Below are 20,261 nucleotides of genomic sequence, written 5' to 3' on the forward strand. Positions count from 1 at the left end.
AAGATGCGCGAAGCTTTGATCGTATGGGGTGGCTGGAGCGGCCACGAACCGCAGGAATGCGCCCATATCATAAGGGATATTCTCCAGGAGGACGGTTTCAAGGTCTATCTGGAAAACACCACCGAGGCCTTTGCCGATCCGTCGATCCATGACCTGTCGCTGATCGTGCCGATCATGACCATGTCGAAGATCGAGAAGGAGGAGGCAAAGAACCTTGCCGCCGCTGTCGAGGGTGGTGTCGGCATTGCCGGCTATCACGGCGGCGCCGGCGATGCCTTCCGCGAATGTGTCGAATATCAGTTCATCATCGGCGGCCAGTGGGTCGCCCATCCGGGCAATATCATCGATTACACCGTGAACGTTACCCGGCCGGACGATGCGGTCATGGAAGGCATCGGCGATTTCCCCTACACGTCCGAGCAGTATTACATGCATGTCGATCCCTCCAACGAGGTTTTGGCGACGACGACGTTTCGCGGTGATCATGCCTACTGGATCGACGGGGTGGTGATGCCGGTCGTCTGGAAGCGCAATTACGGCAAGGGCCGCGTGTTCTATTCGTCGCTTGGCCATGTCGCCAAGGAATTCGACGTGCCGCAGATGCGCACGATCTTTCGTCGCGGCGCACAGTGGGCGGCTCGCTGAACGCGGCCTCCGCGTCTTGTCACCACCGACATCTCCTCAACATCTCCATGCCCCGAAAAGGGGCGTGGGGAAGGGCTGCGTCGCCTTTCGACTTGTCGCTCTGCAGGAAGCGGCTGCGTCGTTTCCTTTTCCTCGTTTTCGCTGCCTGAAAGCCGCACGCGGCACGTGCGTGTCCTGCGCAGGGCGGAACAAAACGTGTCGAAATGGCATCTTGTCGTCTACCAAACAGGAAGGACCGCCCTATCTAACCGGATCTTCAAGGAGGGCGCATGACGGAAATCTCAACGACGAAAGCCAAAACCGGCGTCGAGGGACTGGACGACATTCTGGCGGGTGGCCTCACGCGCCGCCACGTCTTCCTGCTGGAAGGCGCTCCCGGAACGGGCAAGACGACGGTTGCCATCCAGTTTCTTCTGGAAGGTGCTGCAAACGGCGAGCGGTGCCTTTACATCACCCTGTCGGAGACGGAGGAGGAACTGCGCGACAGCGCCCGTTCCCACGGCAAGGACATTGACGGCGCCGTCGAGATTTTCGAGCTTGTTCCCCCCGAAAGCCTGCTGGATGCCGATCAGCAGCAGAGCCTTCTCTACTCCGCCGACCTCGAGCTTGGCGAAACGACCAAGCTGATCTTCCAGGCTTTCGAGCGAGTGAGGCCGCATCGGGTGGTGATCGACAGCCTGTCGGAAATCCGCCTGTTGGCGCAAGGGTCGCTGCGCTACCGCCGCCAGATTCTGGCCATGAAGCATTTCTTCTCGCGCTCGGATGCAACGGTCCTACTGCTTGATGACATGACGTCGGATGCAGCCGACAAGACCGTGCACAGCGTCGTCCACGGCGTCATCCATCTTGAACAGCTGGCGCCGGAATACGGCTCCGAGCGCCGTCGGCTGCGGGTGCTGAAATATCGCGGGCAGGCGTTTCGTGGCGGCTATCATGATGTCGTCATCCGCACCGGTGGCCTTGCGGTCTTCCCGCGATTGCGCGCAGTCGAACACCGGACGGGCTTTGCGCGAACAATTCTGCAGACGGGCATTGCTGCGCTGGACAAGCTTCTCGGCGGCGGTGTCGATCGCGGGTCGAGCACGTTGCTGCTTGGTCCGGCCGGCACGGGCAAAACCCTGTTCTCGCTGCAATTTGTCAAAGCCGCGGTCGAGCGTGGCGAGCGCGCCGCCATCTTCATCTTCGACGAGGAACTGGGGCTGCTGTTCTCAAGGACCCGGGCGATGGGGCTGGACCTTGAAGGTATGCGGGACAAGGGTCTCGTCCATGTCGAACAGCTGGACGCGGCGGAATTGTCGCCGGGCGAATTTACCCAGCGCGTGCGCGACCGCGTCGCAAGCTTTGATGCAAAGACGGTCGTCATTGACAGCATCAACGGCTATCAGGCGGCGATGCCCGAAGAAAATGCGCTGGTGCTGCATATGCATGAGTTGCTGCAATACCTGAACCGGCAGGGCGCCAACACCTTCATCACGGTGGCGCAGCATGGATTGGTCGGCGACATGAAATCGCCGGTGGATGTCACCTATCTCGCCGACACCGTCATCCTTCTGCGCTATTTCGAGGCGCAGGGTCGCGTGCGCCGGGCAATCTCGGTGATCAAGAAGCGCACAGGCCCGCACGAGGAAACGATCCGCGAATACAAGATCGGCGAAACCGGTCTGACGCTGGGCGATCCTCTCTCCGACTTCCAGGGCGTCTTGCGCGGCGTTCCGGAATTTGTCGGCGACCAGCCTCTCTTGCCCACGCTCCGGGAGGACGGCTCCCATTCCTAACCGTGCCGTTTTTGGTCTGATCCATGCTCCGCTTGGCCGCGATGCGCAGATTGCTGCCTCCCTGCTGCAGGAAGCAGATGTCGTTTCCAGGCCGGTTCCGTCGATGGACGTGCTGGTGGCGAGCCTGACTGACGATGTGGCGTTTGTGGTGATCACGGAAGAGGCGCTGCGCTCGGCGGATCTGCGTCCGCTCGCAAGGTGGATCGAGACGCAGCCAAGCTGGTCCGATCTTCCCATCATCATCCTGACAGCACGCGGTGGCGGTCCGGAGCGCAATCCGGCGGCGGCGCGGCTTTCGGATGTGCTCGGCAATGTCAGCTTCATCGAACGGCCCTTTCACCCCACCTCCTTCATCAGCGTTATCCGCTCGGCCCTGCGCGGGCGGCGCCGGCAATATGAGGCGCGGCTGCGCATGGAGGCGCTCGACGAGGGAGAACGGCGCCTGCAGACGGCGCTGGAGGCTGGTCGCCTCGGCGCCTGGGAACTGGATCTGGCAAGCGGTGAGCTGATGGCTTCAGCTGCATTCAAGGGCATTTTCGGGCGCGACCCGGAGGATGGCTTCACCTACGAGGATCTGCTCTCCGCCATCCATCCGGATGACGTCGAGCGGATGTGCCAGGCGGTGGCTGAGACGCTGGAGGCAGGGTCCGATTACACCATCGCCTACCGCACTGTCTGGCCTGACGGGTCCATCCACGGCGCCGAAATCCGCGCCCAGCTTCAGCGGGACCGTGCCGGCCGGCCTGTCCGCCTCGTCGGCGTGTCTGCCGACATCACCGAGCGCCTGCAGGCCGAGGAGCAGCAACGGCAGCTCAACGAAATGCTGGAGGAGAGGGTTGCCGAGAGAACCCGGGCGCTACGCGAGGCGCATGAGGAGATGCTGGCGCAGGTCAGCCAGCGCGAAAGGGCCGAGGAGCAGCTTCGCCAGGCCCAGAAGATGGAGGCGATCGGGCAGCTCACCGGCGGTGTCGCGCATGATTTCAACAATCTGCTGATGGCGGTTCTCAGCAATCTCGAACTGCTGCGCAAGCATGTGAGCGGTGACGTCAAGGCGACCCGTCTGATCGACGGTGCCTTGCAGGGCGCACGGCGCGGCGCCTCCCTGACGCAGCGTCTGCTGGCCTTCGCGCGCCGCCAGGACCTGCAGGTCGGCCCGGTCAATCTCGTCAACTTGGTGACGGAGATGGAAGACCTCTTGCAACGGTCGGTCGGCTCGCGCATCGCCATTTCCGTGAGCGTTCCCGAACACATTCCCCAGGTCTTGGCAGATGCGAACCAGGTGGAGCTTGCGCTTCTCAATCTGGCCGTCAACGCGCGCGATGCGATGCCCGATGGCGGCGCGTTGCGCATTCAGTTGCGGCAGGTGGATCAACTGGCAGGGCCCGATATACTGGCACCCGGCGCCTATGTGGTGCTGTCCGTCATCGATGAGGGGCAGGGCATGGATGCCGATACGCTGCAGAAGGCGATCGAACCGTTCTTTTCCACCAAGGAACTGGGCAAGGGCACCGGCCTTGGCCTGTCGATGGTGCACGGTCTGGCACTGCAATTGAACGGTCAGTTGAAGCTCGACAGTACGCCGGGCGTGGGGACGACGGCCGAGCTGTGGATCCCGGTTTCCACCGAGACCCCCCAGCGAATGGAGCAAGCGGGCGCCTTGGCCTCGCCCCACGACAGAACCGGCCCGAAGCGGATCCTGCTGGTGGATGACGATGTGTTGATCGCCATGAGTTCGGCTGACATGCTGAGCGATCTCGGTCATGATGTGGTGGAAGCCCATTCCGGCAAGGAGGCGCTTGATCTTCTGGAGACGAGCGCGCCCTTCGACCTCCTGATCACGGACTATTCCATGCCCGGCATGACAGGCGCGGAACTCGCCAGAGCCGCGCGGGAAAAGTTGCCGTCTCTCTCCATCCTCATGGCCTCCGGTTACGCGGATCTGCCGTCCGGCATCGAGATCGACGTGGCGCGCCTGGCCAAACCCTATACCCAGGAGCAACTGGCGCAGATGATCGACAAGGTGTGTTAAGGGCTTACAACAGCTCGTTCTTTGCGCACCCGGCGTGACCACATGTACCGTGCCTGCGACATGCAAGGCGCGAGACATCATCGCTGACGCCTGACCCGCATCGATTGTCCCCGTCAACGCGGGCGGTCCGGTCTGCGTGGGGGCAGAACAATCCCCTGTTCAAACCAGATATAGAGAAAACATTCCGCACCGTTGACGGCTGGATATTATTTTTGCTTGCCGCGAATTTCGGCAGACTCCGCAATTTACATTTTTAAAAATGAATTATAGCCTCTTGATAATGCTTTAATGACATAATGAGACGGCGACAGTGAGCGCGATTGATTTGCAACGTCCGGTGGGGCTCGAGGCTCTCGAAAAGCGCCTGGAGCTAGATCTTCTGTGGCTCGGCCAGCCGCCGAAGGCCTGGATGCCGTCGAGTGAGGCCGAGGGCGCCGACGTGCTCGATGTCGCGGTGGTGGGCGCTGGCCTTTGCGGGCTTGTGACACTGGCCGCGCTTCGCAAGATCGGCATTTTCAATGCACGCGCCTATGACCGCAGCCCCGCCGGCAGCGAGGGGCCCTGGATCACCTATGCGCGCATGGAAACGCTGCGGACCCGCAAGGAAGCGGTCGGGCCTGCGCTCGGCATTCCCTCGCTTACCTTCCGTGCCTGGTTCGAGGCGCAATTCGGCGCGGAGGCCTACCTGGCCATGGATCTCATCCCGCGGCCGATGTGGATGGATTATCTCGTCTGGTATCGGCGCGTGCTGGCGCTCGATGTCGTGAACGAGACGGCGCTGACCCGCCTCGATATTCGTCCGGATGGTCTTCTTTCGCTTGAACTTGAAAACGCGGACGGCGTCGAGACCGTGCTCGCGCGCCGCGTCGTTCTTGCGACCGGTCTCGATGGTCTCGGCGCGCCGACCATGCCGGCGGTCGCAAGCCGCGTGTCGTCGCGCTTCGTCTGCCATGGCGCGGATCTGATCGACATGGCGTTGCTGAAGGGCAAGCGCGTGGCCGTCGTCGGGGCAGGGGCCTCGGCAATGGACAATGCCGCAGCCGCACTTGAGGCCGGTGCAGCGCGCGTCGATATCTTCGTGCGTCGCGCCGATATTCCGCGCATCGACAAGTTCACAGGCATCGGCAGCCAGGGCATGACGCATGGCTATCTGGGACTGCCGGACGCCGACAAGTGGACCTATATGGTTGCCGGCGAGCGCGCGCAGATCCCGCCGCCGCGGCACAGCGTGCTGAGGGTCACGCGGCATGCCAATGCGCATTTTCATCTGGCAAGCCCGGTCGAGGATCTCGTCGAGCGGGACGGTGCCGTCGATGTCGTGACACCCAAGGGGCGCTACGGCGCCGACCTCGTGATCTTCGCCACCGGCTTCTCGGTGGATTTTTCCGCGCGGCCGGAATTTTCTGCGCTGGACGACAAGATCCTGCTCTGGCGCGATGCCTACACGCCGCCGGCCGGATGGGAGCATGCCGGCATCGCCGCCACGCCTTATCTCGGCCCGGCCTTCGAATTCCAGCCGAAGCCGGGGCTCGATCCGCAGACGGCAGCGGCCATCTCGCGCATCTCCTGCTTTGCCTATCCGGCCGTTCCCTCCCACGGCAAGATCACCAGCGGCATTCCCTCGATCAGCGAGGGCGCGGCGCGGCTGGCAACGGGTCTTGCCCGCTCGCTATTCGTCGAGGACCGCGCCTGGCATCTCGACCGATTCATGACCTTCGAGACGCCGGAGCTTTTCGGCGACGAATGGACCGATGCCGATACATATGAGGACATTTTGCGTGGCTGAGACCGAAACGGCACCCGAACTGCAGATTTTTTACGGGATTTCATCGCCCTGGGCATATTTCGGTGCGGAACGTGCCGTGGCCATCGCGCGTCGCAACGGTGCAGCGGTTCGTCTGCGGCCCATCCGCATCATCGAGGCAAACGGCGGAATTCCGCTGCGCACGCGCCCCGATGCACGCCAGCTCTATCATGAAATCGAGCTCCGCCGCTGGCGCGAATTTCTCGGCATGGCCCTGAACCTCAAGCCAAAATTCTATCCGTGCCGCACCATCGAGCCTGCCGCGCAGGCAGTCATTGCCCTGCAGGCGGCGGGGCTCGACGCGCTCTCCTTTTCCTTTGCCGTCCAGCGCGCGCTTTGGGCCGAGGATCGCGATATCGCCGATCTCGACACCCTGCGGGCGATTGCAATGTCCACCGTCGGCGCGGATGCGGCCGCGCTTGTGGTCGAGCACCAGCCGCCGGCAATTGTCGCGGAATGGCAGGGCAATCTCGCCGAGGCCGAGCAGCGCGGCATTTTCGGAACGCCGACCTATGTCGTCGGCGACGAACTCTTCTGGGGACAGGATCGTCTCGACTTCGTGGACAGGGCTTTGAACGCCCGTAACGCGACCCTTGCACGAAAGGAAGCCATCTGATGACCGATGCAATCCCGGCCGAAGCCAAGTCACTGCATGAGGGCGCCATCATTGTCGACGGGCTGCAGACCTGCCAGTGGAGCCGGTCGATTTTCGAGGAAATGCGCGCCGGCGGCCTGACGGCGGTCAACGTTTCCTCGCTGTTGTGGGAGAATTTCCGCGAAGGCATCGGCTATGTCTCCGAATTGAAGCGCTTCCTGCGCGAGAACGACGACATCCTGCGGCCGGTCCGCACGGTGGCCGATATTCACGCGGCAAAGGCCGAGAACAAGACCGGCATCATCATCGGCTGGCAGAACACCTCGCCGCTCGAGGACAAGCTGGATTATGTCGAAATCTTCAAGGATCTCGGCGTCGGCATCATGCAGCTGACCTACAATACCCAGAACTATTCGGGCGCCGGTTATCTGGAAGAGGTCGACAGCGGCCTGACCGGCTTTGGCCGCGAGATCTTGTCCGAGATGAACCGCGTTGGCGTGCTCTGCGATCTGAGCCATGTCGGCGACAAGACCAGCGCCGACGTGATTGCGCGCTCCAAAAGCCCGGTCTGCATTTCGCACGTCCTGCCGCGGGCGCTCAAAGATGTGAAGCGCAACAAGCCCGACGAACTGTTCGTGGCCTGCGCCGAAAAGGGTGGCCTGATCGGCGTCAGCCTGTTTGCGCCCGGGCTTGCCGCCGGAAACGATGCCACCGTCGAGGATTATCTCGATGCCATGGCCTATATCATCGATCTGGTCGGTGAGGATCATGTCGGCATCGGAACGGATTTCTCGCTGGACCGTCCGCGCCCCGGCCCCTGGCTGCTCTGGGCCAATAAGGACAAGGGCACGGCCCGCAAACTCACCGAATTCGGCAATGTGAAGATCAACAAGCCGAAGGGCATCGAGCGGATGACCGAAATGCCGAACCTGACGGCGCGGATGCTGGCGCGCGGCTGGAGTGCCGATCTCGTGCGCAAGCTCCTCGGCGGCAACTGGCTTCGTGTCCTGGATCAGGCCTGGACACCGACGCCCTGATCGCGGCTGCGTCAGCAATGCATTGCCAAGACTGAACCTGCGTGGCGATCACGGGACGTGTTCGCCGACAACCGACAGACGGAGATGACAATGGACACGAACAAACGCATGACGCAATTCTTCGCCCGCACCGGCCTTGTCGCGGCCGGGCTGCTGGCGCTTTCGGGCGTGGCCTTGGCACAGGATGCCTCCGTGAAGGGCACCGTCAACATCGTCGGCTTTTCCGGCGTCTTTGCGGAAAACTACCAGAAATTCGTCATCGACCCCTTCAAGGCCAAGTATCCCGATATCACCGTCACCTACCAGCAGAGCAAGAATTCGGCGGAAACGCTTGCCCTGCTCACGCTGCAAAAGGCCGATCCGAAGATCGACGTGGCGCTGATCGACGTGGCCGTTGCCATCAAGGCGGCAAAGGGCGGAATTTTTGCGAAGCTCGATCCCTCCAAGGTGAAAGTGCTCGACGAGATGCCCGCCTGGGCGCGCCTCGAGGGCGATCAGGCCGTGGCCTTTTCGCAGGATAACCTGGCGATCCTCTATAACACCGAGACGGTAAAGCAGCCTCCGACCAGCTGGACGGATCTCGCCGATCCGAAATACAAGGGCCGGATCGCCGCCAAGCTCAGCGATACGCGCGGCGTCATCCTGTTGCCCATCCTCGACAAGATTGCCGGCACCGACTACAAGACGAGCATCGATCCGGCGCTGGATTTCCTGAAGAAGATGGCGCCCAACGTCTCCACCTGGGAACCGGCACCCGATTGCTACGCGGTGATCCAGAGCGGCGAAGCGGACCTGTCGATCTGCTGGAACGGCCGCGCGCAGTATCTGCACGACACCCAGGGCGGCAAGATCGGCGTTGCGGCACCGAAGGAAGGCTCGATCGGCCAGACGAATACGATTGGCCTAGTCGAAAATTCCAAGAATGCCGAGGCAGCGCAGCTGTTCATCAATTATGCCCTCGGCACCGAGGCGCAGGCGACATTCGCGGAAAAGAGCTTCTACGGTCCGGTCAACACCAAGGTGAGCCTGCCGGATGCCGTGGCTGTCCGCATCTACGGGTCTAAGGAGGCCCAGGCCGCCCAGATGTCGCTCGACTGGAACTTCGTCGCCGACAAGTATGCGGCCTGGATCCAGCGCATCACCCGCGAAGTCATCGCACTCAACTGACCCTCAGGGAGAACCGGCGGCCATGGCTGATCATCACGTCGTCATCGACCAACTCGTGAAGACCTATCCGGGCGCGCCGAAACCTTCCGTCGACAGCGTCAGCTTCTCCTTGCCGCGCGGCGAGATGCTGGCGCTTCTCGGACCATCGGGCTGCGGTAAGACGACGATCCTGCGGATGATCGCCGGCCTTGTCGACCCGACGTCGGGGGCGATCCGGATCGACGGTCGGGACGTGTCGTCGATCCCCGTGCACAAGCGCAACATGGGCATGATCTTCCAGGCTTATGCCCTGTTTCCCCACATGACGGTGGCCGAGAACATTTCCTTTGGTCTGGAAATGCGCAAGGTCGGGCGAAGCGAGCGGGAGGAGCGTGTCCTGAAGGCGCTCGATCTCGTCAAGCTTACGGGCCTTGGCGGGCGCAAGGTAAGCCAGCTCTCCGGCGGCCAGCAGCAGCGTGCGGCGATTGCCCGCTCGCTGGTGATCGAGCCGGAACTTCTGCTTCTCGACGAGCCGCTGTCCAATCTCGATGCCAAGCTGCGTGACGAGATGCGGGATGAAATCCGCGACATCCAGGCGCGCACGGGTGTCACGGCGATCTTCGTGACGCATGACCAGGACGAGGCGCTGTCGATGGCCGACCGGCTGGCGGTGATGTCGGCGGGCCGGCTGGAGCAGATCGGCACGCCGCGCGAAATCTTTGACCGGCCGCAGACCCAGTTCGTTGCCTCCTTCATCGGCGCGGGAACCTTCTTCAAGGGCAAGGTGGTCGAGCCCGGCCTTGCCATGGTCGAGGGGCTGAAGCCGCTGCGCTTTACCAGTCATGCGAGGCTCGGTTCGACCGTGCAACTGCTGATCCGTCCCCACCGGCTGGTCCTGGCAACCGATGCAGGCCAGCCGAACAGCTTTACCGGCACGGTCGAGCATGTCGTCTATCGCGGCCAGACGCTCACCCTGCAGGTGCGCTGCGGTGACAGGCTGTTGCAGGCCGATCTGCCGACGCATGCCGGCGTGCTGCCGGAAAAGCAGAGCGAGGTCACGCTGTCTGTGGCTGCCGAGGATGTCACGCTGGTGGGCGAGGAGGCACCATGAGTGCCGCGCCTGCCACAGGCTCCCCCCGAAGCGGGGGGAACTCCCGCGCGCTGCTGCTGATGCTGCTTCTGCCGGGGCTTGCCGCCCTGATGGTGACCTTTCTTCTGCCGCTGATCTGGCTGCTGCGCGCCTCGTTTGCCTCCGACACGACCAGCGCGTTCGGCGGTGGCGATGTCACGCTCGAGTCCTACCGGGCGGTGCTGTTTGATCCGTTCTACTGGCAGGTGGCCTGGAACACGCTGGTGCTCGGCTTCAACGTCGCCGTGCCCGCGGTCGTTCTCTCCTATCCGATCGCGCTCTTTCTCACCCGCACCACCAGCCGGTTTCGCGGCGTGCTGACGGCGCTTGCCGTTGCGCCGCTGCTGACATCCTCCGTCGTGCGCACCTATGGCTGGATGGTGATCCTCGGGGATCGTGGCGTGATCAACAGCGGGCTGCAGGCGCTGTCGCTGACCGGTGGCCCCATTCGCCTGTCCAACAACAGTCTGGGCGCGACGGTTGCCCTGGTCGAGATCCTGATGCCCTATGCCATTCTCGCCATGCTGAGCGGCTTTGGCCGGCTCAATCTGCAGCTGGAGGAAGCGGCCGCCATGCTCGGCGCCAACCGCTTGAAAGTGTTCACCCGCATTATCCTGCCGCTTAGCCTGCCGGGCGTGCTGACGGCGGCCCTGTTGGTCTTCGTTCTGGCCATCTCCTCCTTCGTCACGCCGCGGCTGATGGGCGGCGGGCGCGTCTTCGTGCTGGGGACGGAAGTCTTCAACGAGGCGACTGTGACGCTCAACTGGCCGCTGGCTGCCGCTCTTTCCGTCATGCTGCTCGTTCTGTTCAGCAGCATCATCCTACTCTACCAGCGCGCGCTGAGCGCGCTCGAGACGTGAGGCACGCCATGGCGGACAAGAATTTCCTTCCCAGGTTGTCCTGGGCCATCCTGATCACGCTGCTCTATCTCTTCCTGCTGGCGCCGATCATCATCGTCTTCATCATTTCCTTCGATACCCGCCAGTATCTGGCCTTTCCGCCCGAGAGCCTGTCCTTCGGCTCCTACGTCAAGGTCTTCCACAATGCGAAGTTCGTCTCCGCCTTCTGGCGAAGCCTTGCCATCGGGGCGGTCGTCGGCTTCGTGGCGGTATCGGCCGGCATGCTGCTTTCGCTGTCTCTGGTGCGCTACAGATTTCGCGGACGGGGAGCGGTGAATTTCCTCATTCTGGCGCCGTTCCTGGTGCCGCATATCGTGCTGGCCGTTGGGATCATGCTGGTGATTGCGCCGATCGGTCTCCTGGACAGCTATCCGGGCATCGTGCTTGCGCATCTCGGCATCACCATTCCTTACACGGTGCGCACCATCACCATGAGCCTCACGGCGGTCGATGCGCGTGTCGAAGAGGCGGCACGGGTGCATGGCGCATCGCCGCTGATGGTCTTCTGGCGGATCACTTTGCCGCTGGTGCGCCCGGGCCTGGTGGCCGGCGGCGTGATCGCCTTTCTGATTTCCTTCGACGAAGCGACGATCTCGCTGTTCATCGTGTCGGTGAAGGCCTCGACGCTGCCGACGGAGATCTATCACTATCTCGAGCACTCTACCGACCCACAGATCGCAGCACTCTCGGTCATCCTCATCCTCATCTCGGTTGTCGTGGTGATCGGGGTGGAAAGGCTGATCGGCCTGCGCAAGGCGCTCTGACATGCAGGTTGAAACGAGGTCCGGCACCGTCGAGGGTTTTCAAGAAAATGGCTACGCCGTCTTTCTCGGCGTTCCCTATGCAGCTCCAATCACGCCCGAGCGCCGCTTTGCCGCGCCACAGCCGGTGGAGCGCTGGTCCGGCATTCGCAAGGCAGACAGGCTGAGCGCCGTCTGTCCGCAGATCCCGACCTATGGCCCGGTCGGAACAGCTGCCACCTCCAGCCTCGATGTCGGCGAGGATTTCCTGACGCTCAACATCCGCACGCCTTCGCTCGATGGTTCAGCGCCCGTTCTGGTCTGGATCCATGGCGGCGGCTATGCGGTCGGATCGGCCAACGAGGCTGTGCTGCAGAGCGGTGCCTTTGCCGCAAGCGGCATTGTCGAGGTCACCGTCAATTACCGGCTGGGCGCGCTCGGCTTCCTGCACCTCAGCGACGGGTCGCCGGACAATCGTGGCCTGCTCGACCAGATCGCCGCGCTTCAATGGGTGAAGGAAAACATTTCGGCCTTTGGCGGCGATCCGGCGCGGGTGACGCTGGCGGGACGATCGGCCGGCGGCTTTTCCGTCGCCGCCCTCATAGCCATGCCGCAGGCGAGGGGGCTGTTTTCCAAAGCCATGCCGCAGAGCGGGGCAAGCACCGCCATCGCAACCACGGACGATGCCGTAAAGCTCAATCGACGCTTCCTCGCATATCTGCAGGCGGATGAGGCGGCGCTTCACACGATGCCCATCGAGCGGCTGCTGATCGCCCAGCGCGACCTTTGCAACCAGTCCTACACGCACCACGATTTTGCCCGCGATGGCTCGGCCGCCATGCTCGGCGTTCCCTTCGTGCCGGTCATCGACGGCGTCTCTCTTCCCCGCCATCCGGAAGAGGCCGCGCTGCTTGGTAAAACGGCTGACGTGCCGATGATGATCGGATGCACCACGGCGGAATATTCGACGCATGCGACGGCGCAGCCGCCGATGGATTTTGGCGATGCGGCAAGGCTTCTGCATGAACGGGTCCAGCCCATGGGGTGGACCGGCGCCGAAATCATCGGGCGATACCGTGAGGCGCTGCCGGACCATTCGCCCCTCGGCATCTGGCGCGCCATCGGCGGCGACCTCGTGTTCCAGAACCCGGCGACTCGCTTTGCCAGGCTGCACGCCGTCCGCCAGCCGGTCTACAAATATCTCTACGGTGCAATTGAAGCCGACGAACTGGGGGAAAGACATGGCGCCGAAGTGGCCGATGTCTGGTATCGCCGCGGCATGGATGTGGCGCGGCTTCCCGCTCGCCACGCAGTCAGTGACCCGCTCTTTGCCGAAAGCGTACACGCGGTCTGGGCCTCGTTCATCCGCGATCATCAGCCGGTAACGCCAGCCGGTCTCTGGCCCCGCTATTGTCGCGAGGAACCGACAGTCTTGCGCCTGCAGCGCAGGGCAGGTTTTTCGTTTGAAACCGATCCGTTCGATGCCCGCACCAGATTTTGGCAGCATGACGATGCTGCATAGGCTCACCTGCACATGTCTTAGGCCGGCCACGCGGCGTCGCTATCCTTCCCGTACCGCATCATCGACAATGGACCGGTGATTCGGGATGTCCAAGTCCACAGGAGCATTGATGCCGCCTGAATACCTCGATACCCGCCAGCTGGAAGCATTCGTTGCGGTCATCTCGATCGGCAGCATGACCGGTGCTGCAAAGGCGCTGGGAAAGTCGCAGCCTGTCGTGACCCGCCTGATCCAGGATCTGGAGCACGAATTGGGGTTTCCGCTTTTGCATCGCAACGGCCCGCGCATCGGGCCGACCGCGCAAGGCATTGCCTTCTTTGCAGAGGCCGAGCTGTTCCTGAGTGGCTTGAGGACGATCAGCGAGCGGGCCCGAAAGATCGAATCGTCACAGGCAAAGGCCATCGAACTCGCATCCATCCCGGCCATTGCGGCCGGCATCGTTCCGCTGGCCCTGCAGGATCTCCCCGCCGAGCTCTTTCCCGCCCATGTCCATGTACAGAGCATTGCGTCGGAGAGCGTGGTTCAGGCGGTTGTGGCACGGACGGCCGATGTCGGCATCGCGAGCCTGCCGCTCGACAATCCCGGCGTCGATGTGCACTGGATCGGCGAGGTGCCCTGCGTCGCCGTGGTGGCCGCCGGTGATCCTTTGGCCAGCCGCGAGGCAATCCGTCCGGAAGACCTGAAGAGCCGCCGCCTGATCGCGTCCGCCAATCCTTACCGGCTGCGGATGCGCATCGACGAGGCGCTTGCGGAATTGTCGATCGAGCCGGGCGGCGTCATCGACAGCAATGCCACCTATGTCTCGCTGTCGCTGGCGCGCGCGGGGCTTGGCGTCGCCATCGTCGAATCGGTGACGCTGAGCGGGCTGCCTGTGGCCGATGTCGTCGTGGTGCCGCTTGCCTTTCACATCCCCTTCTACTGGGGCGTGATTACCGCAACCGGCGCACCTCTGCCGTCCACCGTGCAGCGTCTGATCGCCGCGATCGAACGGCGGGCGAACGCCTTGCCCAACTATCGCCGGCATGAGCACATCGTCTCGCCGAAGAGCGGCTGAACCATCACGTCGCGCAGGGGGGCAGGGGCGGCGAGGCTGGATGTCGATATCTCAAGATGGCTGATCTCTACTCTGTCGCAGAGTGTCTTGCGCGCAAGGCCCGCGGTGGATGGCCGAAATGGCCCTTGAAGCGTGTAGAGAAACTGGCCGCATAGCCATAGCCCACTTCCGCTGAGATTTGTGAGACAGACAGGTCGGTGTCCAGAAGTAGTCGGCGGGCCTCGTTCATGCGCAGGCTGTCGATGAACTGCGCGACCGACACGCCATAGAGCCGTTTGAAACCGTAGAAGAGTTTCGTGCGATTGACCCCGACCCGCCGGCTGAGCGTCTGGATATCCGGGGGATCTTTGTAGCAACCCTCGAGTATCATGTGCGCGGTCCGCACGGCCGCAATATCGGCCTGGCTCAGCCTTTGCGCTGCTGCCTTGCGCGTCTGCGCGACACCGTCGATGGCAGAGAGGATGATGTCCTGAGCCTTAGTGGTCACGAAGGCCGCGTCGAGCATGCTCGTATAGCCGCGGCCGAGAATGGCCTGCGTCGTGCTGCGCAGGGTCGGCGTGAAAGCCAGGGGATAATGCATCCGCTCCTCATCGCCCTCGGGCAGCTGATCGCGCAGCCGGATGCCGAAAAACCCCTCGATCCAGTCGGGACGACAGGCAATCGTGACGAAAGTCTGGCGCTGCTCGGCAGGCACACGCTCCCGAATGCGATCATCCGCCCCGGCCAGGAGAACGCCCGCCGCATTATCGGTAAGTTCCGGCCGTACCTCACGGCCGATCCAGGTCTCGATCGAGACATCGAAGCCGAAATGGAAACGAAAGAGGCCATCGTCGCAGATCTCGTAGCGCCGTTCCTCCTGAAAGGTGCAGTTGGCCACGAGAACGCGCATGTCGGGGGTATTCACGTAGAGGAGATGACCCTCGCCCTCATCGACGTTCAGCCGCTTTGAGGTGCATTCGAACCATCCGTTCTTGTCCTGTTGAAGCTGGCTGTCGTCCACGATCCCCGCATCAACAAGCTGTGAAAAACTCCCCCACCGAAACGGCTTGCTCACCTTTGTCTCCATTCCCGCCAGCGCAAGCGTTATTGGTCCTGTTGCATAATGCGTGCAAGCACATCAAGCCACGGCGGCGCTGCTGATACTGCTGATTTCGAAGTTTTTGCTGCTTCGAGAAAAAGACGATACACCATCGGGAATGGCATCTCTCCATAAAATCGAATTTCGGAATCACCGTTGTTCGGGACGGCAGTGTTGCGTGCAGATTGCATGGCATGAAAAGGGTGAGGGGAATGAAGATGACTGGCTCGAACGGTTTTCCTGCTGCAGCTTGCCGCGGGAAGGAACACCACTATTCTGCGATAGGCAGAAAGCGTCGGGCGATGCGGGCCTCCACCAGCGTTCTCGCCGTCATTCTCGGCGGCTCCCTTGGTCAGCCGGCTCGTGCGGATTCCGTCTATTGGAACGGTCCGGCAGGCGGTGACTGGTTCAGCGACAGCAACTGGGTCTGGGACGGACACACCCCTGCGGCCGGCGACACCGCAACCATCAACACGTCCGGTCCCTTGATCGGGGCCGGCACGACCGGATCTGCGGGTACGCTCCTCGTCGGCACGGGACAGACGGGCTCGCTGAGCATCAACGGCACCCTTGCCAATACCAGCGCCACACTCGGCTACAGCGCTGCCGCCGAAGGCACGGTGACGGTGGGCGGCACATGGACTGTCTCGGGTTCGCTCTATGTCGGCAATGACGGCGAAGGTACTGTTTCGATCGGCGGCGGCTCGGTCACTGCGGGCACGACCTATCTCGGCGCAGGTGTCACCGGCACCGGCGCACTGACGGTTGCTGGTCTTGGCCAGTTTTCCACCGGGTTCCTCTATGTCGGTTACGGTGGCAATGCCAACGGTCCAGGCGGCAAGGGGACGCTGACCGTCACCGCCGGTGACGTCACCAGTGCCGGCGCGATCATCGCCGACGGCATTGCCTCCAGCGGCACGGCAACCCTTTCCGGTTCTTCCAGTGAATGGAACAATACCGGCATTCTGAGCGTCGGCGGCGGCGGCATTGGCAGCCTGACGATCGAGAACGGCGCAACGATGAACAATAACGGTGATTTCGCCATCGGCGGCCTGACCTCAAGCGCCGGTAGCAGCGTCTCCGTCACCGGGACGGGGTCGACGCTGGACATCACCGGCGGCCTGATCGTCGGCAATGCCGGCAGCGCCACGCTAACCGTGGAGGATGAGGCGACGGTGACGAGTGCCAGCGCCCTGATCGGTCGTCATTCCGCAAGTTCCGCCACCGTCACCGGTTCCGGCTCGTCCTGGTCCACCGGCGCACTGGTCATCGGCGGTGACAGCGGAGATGCCAGCGGCACGCTGGGCGAGGGCACGCTGACGATCTCGGATGGGGGCGCGGTCAGCAGCACATCGGCACGGCTCGGCGATGTCTTCGGAGCTGAGGGCTCGCTGATTGTCGATGGCGCTCTCTCCGGCTGGACGATTACCGGCGGCAATCTCGAAATCGGAAGCTCCGGCACGGGCTCAGTCACGATCCGCAACGGCGCGACGCTCAGCTCCGCCAATGCAATCCTTGGCCAGAATGCCAATGCCAGCGGCACGGCGACCATCACCGGCACCGGCAGTTCCTGGACTGCCAGCGGCAATATCTATGTCGGCAATGGCGGCGATGGTGACCTCTCGGTGCGTGCGGGCGCCACTGTCAGCAGCGACGCCGGCTATGTCGGCACGATGGCCGGCTCCAATTCGTCTGTCACGATTGACGGATCGGGGTCCGAATGGACCATGACGTCCCCCTTCATCGCCGGTTACAATGGCAATGCGACGGTGACGCTCAGCAATGGTGGCCGCATCAGCGCGCTTCAGGGCACGCTCGGGGATCTCGCCGGATCGACCGGTACGATGACCGTGACCGGCACGGGTTCCCAATGGAACGCCTTCGTCGACAACAGCATCGCCTATTCCGGATATATGAATGTCGGCCGCTTCGGAGACGGGGCTCTGACTGTTTCCGATGGCGGCAGCGTGACCGGCTACCGGCTCTATATCGGCAACGAGGCCGGCTCCAGCGGCACCGTGCTGCTGACGGGTGCGGGCTCGAAGGTCGACATGACGAGCCGCCTCTATATCGGCGCCGACGGTGACGGCGCACTGACGCTGACGGACGGGGCGACGCTGAAGGCCGGCGATATCCGCATCGCCTACGCGGCAGGCATTACGGGCACGCTCAACATCGGGGCGGCATCCGGGCAGGCGGCCGCAACAGCCGGCACGCTCGACACCAGCGCCATCGAATTCGGCGACGGCACCGGCACGCTGGTGCTCAACCATACGGGCAGCGCCTACGACCTCTCGGCCGATATCAGCGGCGGCGGTCAGCTTCTCGTCGAAAGCGGGACGACGACCCTGTCCGGCGCCAATAGCTACAGCGGCGGCACGACGATTTCGGGCGGCACACTGATCGGCACCTCGGGCAGCAGTTTCGGCACGGGTGCCATCGTCAACAATGGCGCACTGGTGGTGAACGGCAGCGGCGAGTTGTCCAACGACATGTCCGGCTCCGGCTCCTTCGAAAAGGCCGGCAGCGGCACGCTCACCCTTTCGGGCACCAACACCTATACCGGTGGCACGACGATCTCCGGCGGCACGCTGGCGGTGACGACCACCAGCCTCTTTGGCAATGTCGCCAATTACGGCACGCTGCTCTTCGATCAGGCAACCGACGGCACCTTCGCCGGCGATATTTCCGGCACCGGTAATCTCGTCAAGGACGGCACTGGCGTCGTGACCCTCACCGGCAACCTGACCTATAGCGGCACCACCACGGTCCTGGCCGGCAAGCTCATCGGCAACACCTCGACGCTCGGCGGCTCGGTCATCAACGAAGGCCGCCTTGAATTCGATCAGGCCTTCGACGGCACCTATAGCAGCGTGATCTCGGGTTCCGGCAGCGTGCTGAAGACCGGAGCCGGTGATCTGACGCTGACGAGTGCCAACACCTATACCGGCGGCACGACGATTTCCGCAGGCGTTCTCACCGGCAATGCTGACAGTTTCGGCACCGGCGCCATCGTCGATGACGCAGCCCTTGTGGTCAACGGCGCCGGAACCTTCTCCAATGCCGTTTCAGGCACCGGCACCTTCGAAAAGGCGGGCTCCGGCAAGCTAATCGTCACCGGTGCAAACACCTATACGGGCTCGACGCTGGTGTCAGGCGGCACGCTCTCCATCAACGGCAGCCTGACCAGTGCGGTGACGGTGGGCAATGGCGCAACGCTTGGCGGCATTGGTTCGACGGGCGGGATTTCCCTGCTCTCCGGCGCGACGCTTGCGCCCGGCAACTCCATCGGAACGCTGACGGTGAATGGCAATGCCAGCTTCGCCAACGGCTCGACCTATGCGGTGGAGGTCGACAGCCTCGGCGCATCCGATCGTCTCTCGGCAAGCGGAGCGGTCACGATCGGCAATGGCGTCACGCTTGCCGTGACGCCGGAGAACGGCACCGACACCGGCGCAACCTATGCCCTCAACACGCAATACACGATCATCACCGCGGCGGGCGGCGTCACCGGCCTGTTCGACAGCGTAACGGAAAATTTTGCCTTCCTGACGGCGGCAGTCGACAAGAGCGCGGACAATACGGCCGTTTACCTGACGCTCAATCGGACGACCGCCGATCCCGGTGCCTTTGCCGCAGCCACGTCGACGCCCAATGCCCGGGCGGCCGCCAATGCCGTCGAGGCGCTGGGGTCTGGGGCAACGCTTTACGACAAGGTGCTCTACCTGACGACCAATGAAACCCAGCAGGCCTTCTCGCAGTTGTCCGGCGAACTGCACCCGTCCGTCAGCGCCTCGCTCCTGGAGCGCAGCCGCCTCAGCCGCGATACCATCCTTAACCGCCTGCGGGATGCCTTTGCACCGCAGGATCCGTCGGAATCTGGCATCGCTGGCCAAAGCCAGGGGAACGGCGAGGCGATCCTGCCTCAGGCGCAAGGCGTGACGGTCTGGTCGAGCGGTCTCGGTTCCTGGAGCCGTTACGGGTCGGATGGCAACGGTTCCACCATCGACGTCAATGGCGGCGGCGTCATGCTCGGCGCCGATACCGTCCTCGACAATCAGTGGCGCTTTGGTCTGGCGGGCGGCTACGGCCAGGACCGTGTGGCGGAAAACGCGCTCAACGCATCGGCGGATGTGGATAGCTACTACATCGCGGCCTATGGTGGAACGACCATCGGTCCAGCCTCCATCCGCTTCGGTGCGATCCATGCCTTCCAGGATGTCGACAGCCGTCGAAACATTTCCTTCTCCACCTTCAGCGACAGTCTGAAGGCCGATTACGACGCATCGACCAGCCAGATCTTTGCGGAAGGCGCCTGGCGCTTCGACCTCGACCAGGCGCATGTCGAGCCCTATGCGAACCTTGCTTACGTCAACACCAGGACGGACGGTTTTGCCGAGACCGGCGGCGCGGCCACCCTCTCGTCAGCCTCGCGCCATGACGAGCAGGTCTATTCCACGCTCGGCGTCCGGGTCGGCCGCGACATCGCCGTCGAGACCATGCGCGGCAATGTGACGGCGGGTGTCGGCTGGCGTCATGCCTTCAGCGATACGACGTCAGAAGCTGCGCTTGCCTATGCCGGCGCCGGCAGCTTTACCGTCGCAAGCACCGGGACTGCGCGCGATGCGCTGCTGCTCAATCTCTCGGTGGGTTTCAATCCGGCTGAAAACGTCAATGTGTCGCTCGGCTATGACGCCCTCCTGGCAAATGGCGTCGACGAGCACTCGGCCATGGCCAAGGTGGGGGTCAAGTTCTGAAGCGGGCCATCGCGGCTGACGTCTGCCTGATACTATCCACCGCGCTGAGAT

General features: G+C 63.1%; 14 protein-coding genes. 13 read left to right on the forward strand and 1 reads right to left on the reverse strand.

What is annotated here, in order from left to right:
• Nucleotides 1-3 precede the first annotated feature (3 nt).
• The 12 genes from J2858_RS10805 (at nucleotide 4) to J2858_RS10860 (ending at nucleotide 14,375) form a co-directional block, all read left to right on the forward strand.
• Nucleotides 4-645: a ThuA domain-containing protein gene (locus J2858_RS10805; RefSeq protein ID WP_210104824.1), complete on the forward strand. Its 642-nt coding sequence runs from the start codon at nucleotides 4-6 to the stop codon at nucleotides 643-645.
• A 269-nt stretch (nucleotides 646-914) separates the two neighbouring features.
• On the forward strand, nucleotides 915-2,420 hold the full coding sequence (locus J2858_RS10810; RefSeq protein ID WP_210104825.1) for an ATPase domain-containing protein: 1,506 nt from the start codon (nucleotides 915-917) through the stop codon (nucleotides 2,418-2,420).
• A gap of 103 nt (nucleotides 2,421-2,523) precedes the next feature.
• Nucleotides 2,524-4,449 carry a hybrid sensor histidine kinase/response regulator gene (locus J2858_RS10815; RefSeq protein WP_210104826.1) on the forward strand — a complete coding sequence of 642 codons (1,926 nt, stop codon included), beginning with the start codon at nucleotides 2,524-2,526 and terminating at the stop codon, nucleotides 4,447-4,449.
• Nucleotides 4,450-4,759: 310 nt separating this feature from the next.
• Nucleotides 4,760-6,235: an NAD(P)/FAD-dependent oxidoreductase gene (locus J2858_RS10820; RefSeq protein ID WP_348635472.1), complete on the forward strand. Its 1,476-nt coding sequence runs from the start codon at nucleotides 4,760-4,762 to the stop codon at nucleotides 6,233-6,235.
• Entirely contained in the window at nucleotides 6,228-6,869 is a 642-nt protein-coding gene (locus J2858_RS10825) for a 2-hydroxychromene-2-carboxylate isomerase (protein WP_348635473.1), read from the forward strand. The genes J2858_RS10820 and J2858_RS10825 overlap by 8 nt, the downstream gene beginning before the upstream one ends.
• Complete coding sequence (locus tag J2858_RS10830; RefSeq protein ID WP_210104827.1) at nucleotides 6,869-7,885, forward strand: dipeptidase; 1,017 nt, start codon at nucleotides 6,869-6,871, stop codon at nucleotides 7,883-7,885. The genes J2858_RS10825 and J2858_RS10830 overlap by 1 nt, the downstream gene beginning before the upstream one ends.
• 90 nt (nucleotides 7,886-7,975) lie before the next feature.
• Nucleotides 7,976-9,052 (forward strand): ABC transporter substrate-binding protein, encoded by a 1,077-nt coding sequence (locus J2858_RS10835; protein WP_210104828.1) that lies wholly within the window; start codon nucleotides 7,976-7,978, stop codon nucleotides 9,050-9,052.
• Nucleotides 9,053-9,074: 22 nt separating this feature from the next.
• Nucleotides 9,075-10,142, forward strand: a complete 1,068-nt coding sequence (locus tag J2858_RS10840) for an ABC transporter ATP-binding protein (protein WP_210104829.1) — start codon at nucleotides 9,075-9,077, stop codon at nucleotides 10,140-10,142.
• Nucleotides 10,139-11,020, forward strand: coding sequence for an ABC transporter permease (locus J2858_RS10845; RefSeq protein ID WP_210104830.1), 882 nt, complete (start codon nucleotides 10,139-10,141; stop codon nucleotides 11,018-11,020). The genes J2858_RS10840 and J2858_RS10845 overlap by 4 nt, the downstream gene beginning before the upstream one ends.
• An 8-nt stretch (nucleotides 11,021-11,028) precedes the next feature.
• Nucleotides 11,029-11,823: an ABC transporter permease gene (locus tag J2858_RS10850; protein ID WP_210104831.1), complete on the forward strand. Its 795-nt coding sequence runs from the start codon at nucleotides 11,029-11,031 to the stop codon at nucleotides 11,821-11,823.
• Between the two features lies 1 nt (nucleotide 11,824).
• The gene (locus tag J2858_RS10855) at nucleotides 11,825-13,321 is read left to right on the forward strand and encodes a carboxylesterase/lipase family protein (RefSeq protein ID WP_210104832.1); all 1,497 of its coding nucleotides are present in this window, start codon (nucleotides 11,825-11,827) and stop codon (nucleotides 13,319-13,321) included.
• A 109-nt stretch (nucleotides 13,322-13,430) separates the two neighbouring features.
• On the forward strand, nucleotides 13,431-14,375 hold the full coding sequence (locus J2858_RS10860) for a LysR family transcriptional regulator (protein ID WP_210104833.1): 945 nt from the start codon (nucleotides 13,431-13,433) through the stop codon (nucleotides 14,373-14,375).
• A gap of 67 nt (nucleotides 14,376-14,442) precedes the next feature.
• Here the strand turns inward: J2858_RS10860 and J2858_RS24310 are convergent, their stop codons facing one another.
• Nucleotides 14,443-15,429, reverse strand: a complete 987-nt coding sequence (locus tag J2858_RS24310) for a helix-turn-helix domain-containing protein (RefSeq protein ID WP_210104834.1) — start codon at nucleotides 15,427-15,429, stop codon at nucleotides 14,443-14,445.
• Between the two features lie 326 nt (nucleotides 15,430-15,755).
• Here J2858_RS24310 and J2858_RS10870 point away from each other — a divergent pair, with 326 nt between their 5' ends.
• Entirely contained in the window at nucleotides 15,756-20,210 is a 4,455-nt protein-coding gene (locus J2858_RS10870; RefSeq protein WP_210104835.1) for an autotransporter domain-containing protein, read from the forward strand.
• Nucleotides 20,211-20,261 lie beyond the last annotated feature (51 nt).

Origin of the sequence: Neorhizobium galegae, from assembly GCF_017877135.1 — a bacterium.
In the GTDB taxonomy this organism is placed as follows: domain Bacteria; phylum Pseudomonadota; class Alphaproteobacteria; order Rhizobiales; family Rhizobiaceae; genus Neorhizobium; species Neorhizobium galegae_A.

What these genes read in the sequence shown, in the direction of transcription:
- J2858_RS10805 (WP_210104824.1), top strand. Translation starts at nt 4, where the DNA reads ATGCGCGAAGCTTTGATCGTATGGGGTGGCTGGAGCGGCCACGAACCG.
- J2858_RS10810 (WP_210104825.1), top strand. Translation starts at nt 915, where the DNA reads ATGACGGAAATCTCAACGACGAAAGCCAAAACCGGCGTCGAGGGACTG.
- J2858_RS10815 (WP_210104826.1), top strand. Translation starts at nt 2,524, where the DNA reads ATGGACGTGCTGGTGGCGAGCCTGACTGACGATGTGGCGTTTGTGGTG.
- J2858_RS10830 (WP_210104827.1), top strand. Translation starts at nt 6,869, where the DNA reads ATGACCGATGCAATCCCGGCCGAAGCCAAGTCACTGCATGAGGGCGCC.
- J2858_RS10835 (WP_210104828.1), top strand. Translation starts at nt 7,976, where the DNA reads ATGGACACGAACAAACGCATGACGCAATTCTTCGCCCGCACCGGCCTT.
- J2858_RS10840 (WP_210104829.1), top strand. Translation starts at nt 9,075, where the DNA reads ATGGCTGATCATCACGTCGTCATCGACCAACTCGTGAAGACCTATCCG.
- J2858_RS10845 (WP_210104830.1), top strand. Translation starts at nt 10,139, where the DNA reads ATGAGTGCCGCGCCTGCCACAGGCTCCCCCCGAAGCGGGGGGAACTCC.
- J2858_RS10850 (WP_210104831.1), top strand. Translation starts at nt 11,029, where the DNA reads ATGGCGGACAAGAATTTCCTTCCCAGGTTGTCCTGGGCCATCCTGATC.
- J2858_RS10855 (WP_210104832.1), top strand. Translation starts at nt 11,825, where the DNA reads ATGCAGGTTGAAACGAGGTCCGGCACCGTCGAGGGTTTTCAAGAAAAT.
- J2858_RS10860 (WP_210104833.1), top strand. Translation starts at nt 13,431, where the DNA reads ATGCCGCCTGAATACCTCGATACCCGCCAGCTGGAAGCATTCGTTGCG.
- J2858_RS10870 (WP_210104835.1), top strand. Translation starts at nt 15,756, where the DNA reads ATGCGGGCCTCCACCAGCGTTCTCGCCGTCATTCTCGGCGGCTCCCTT.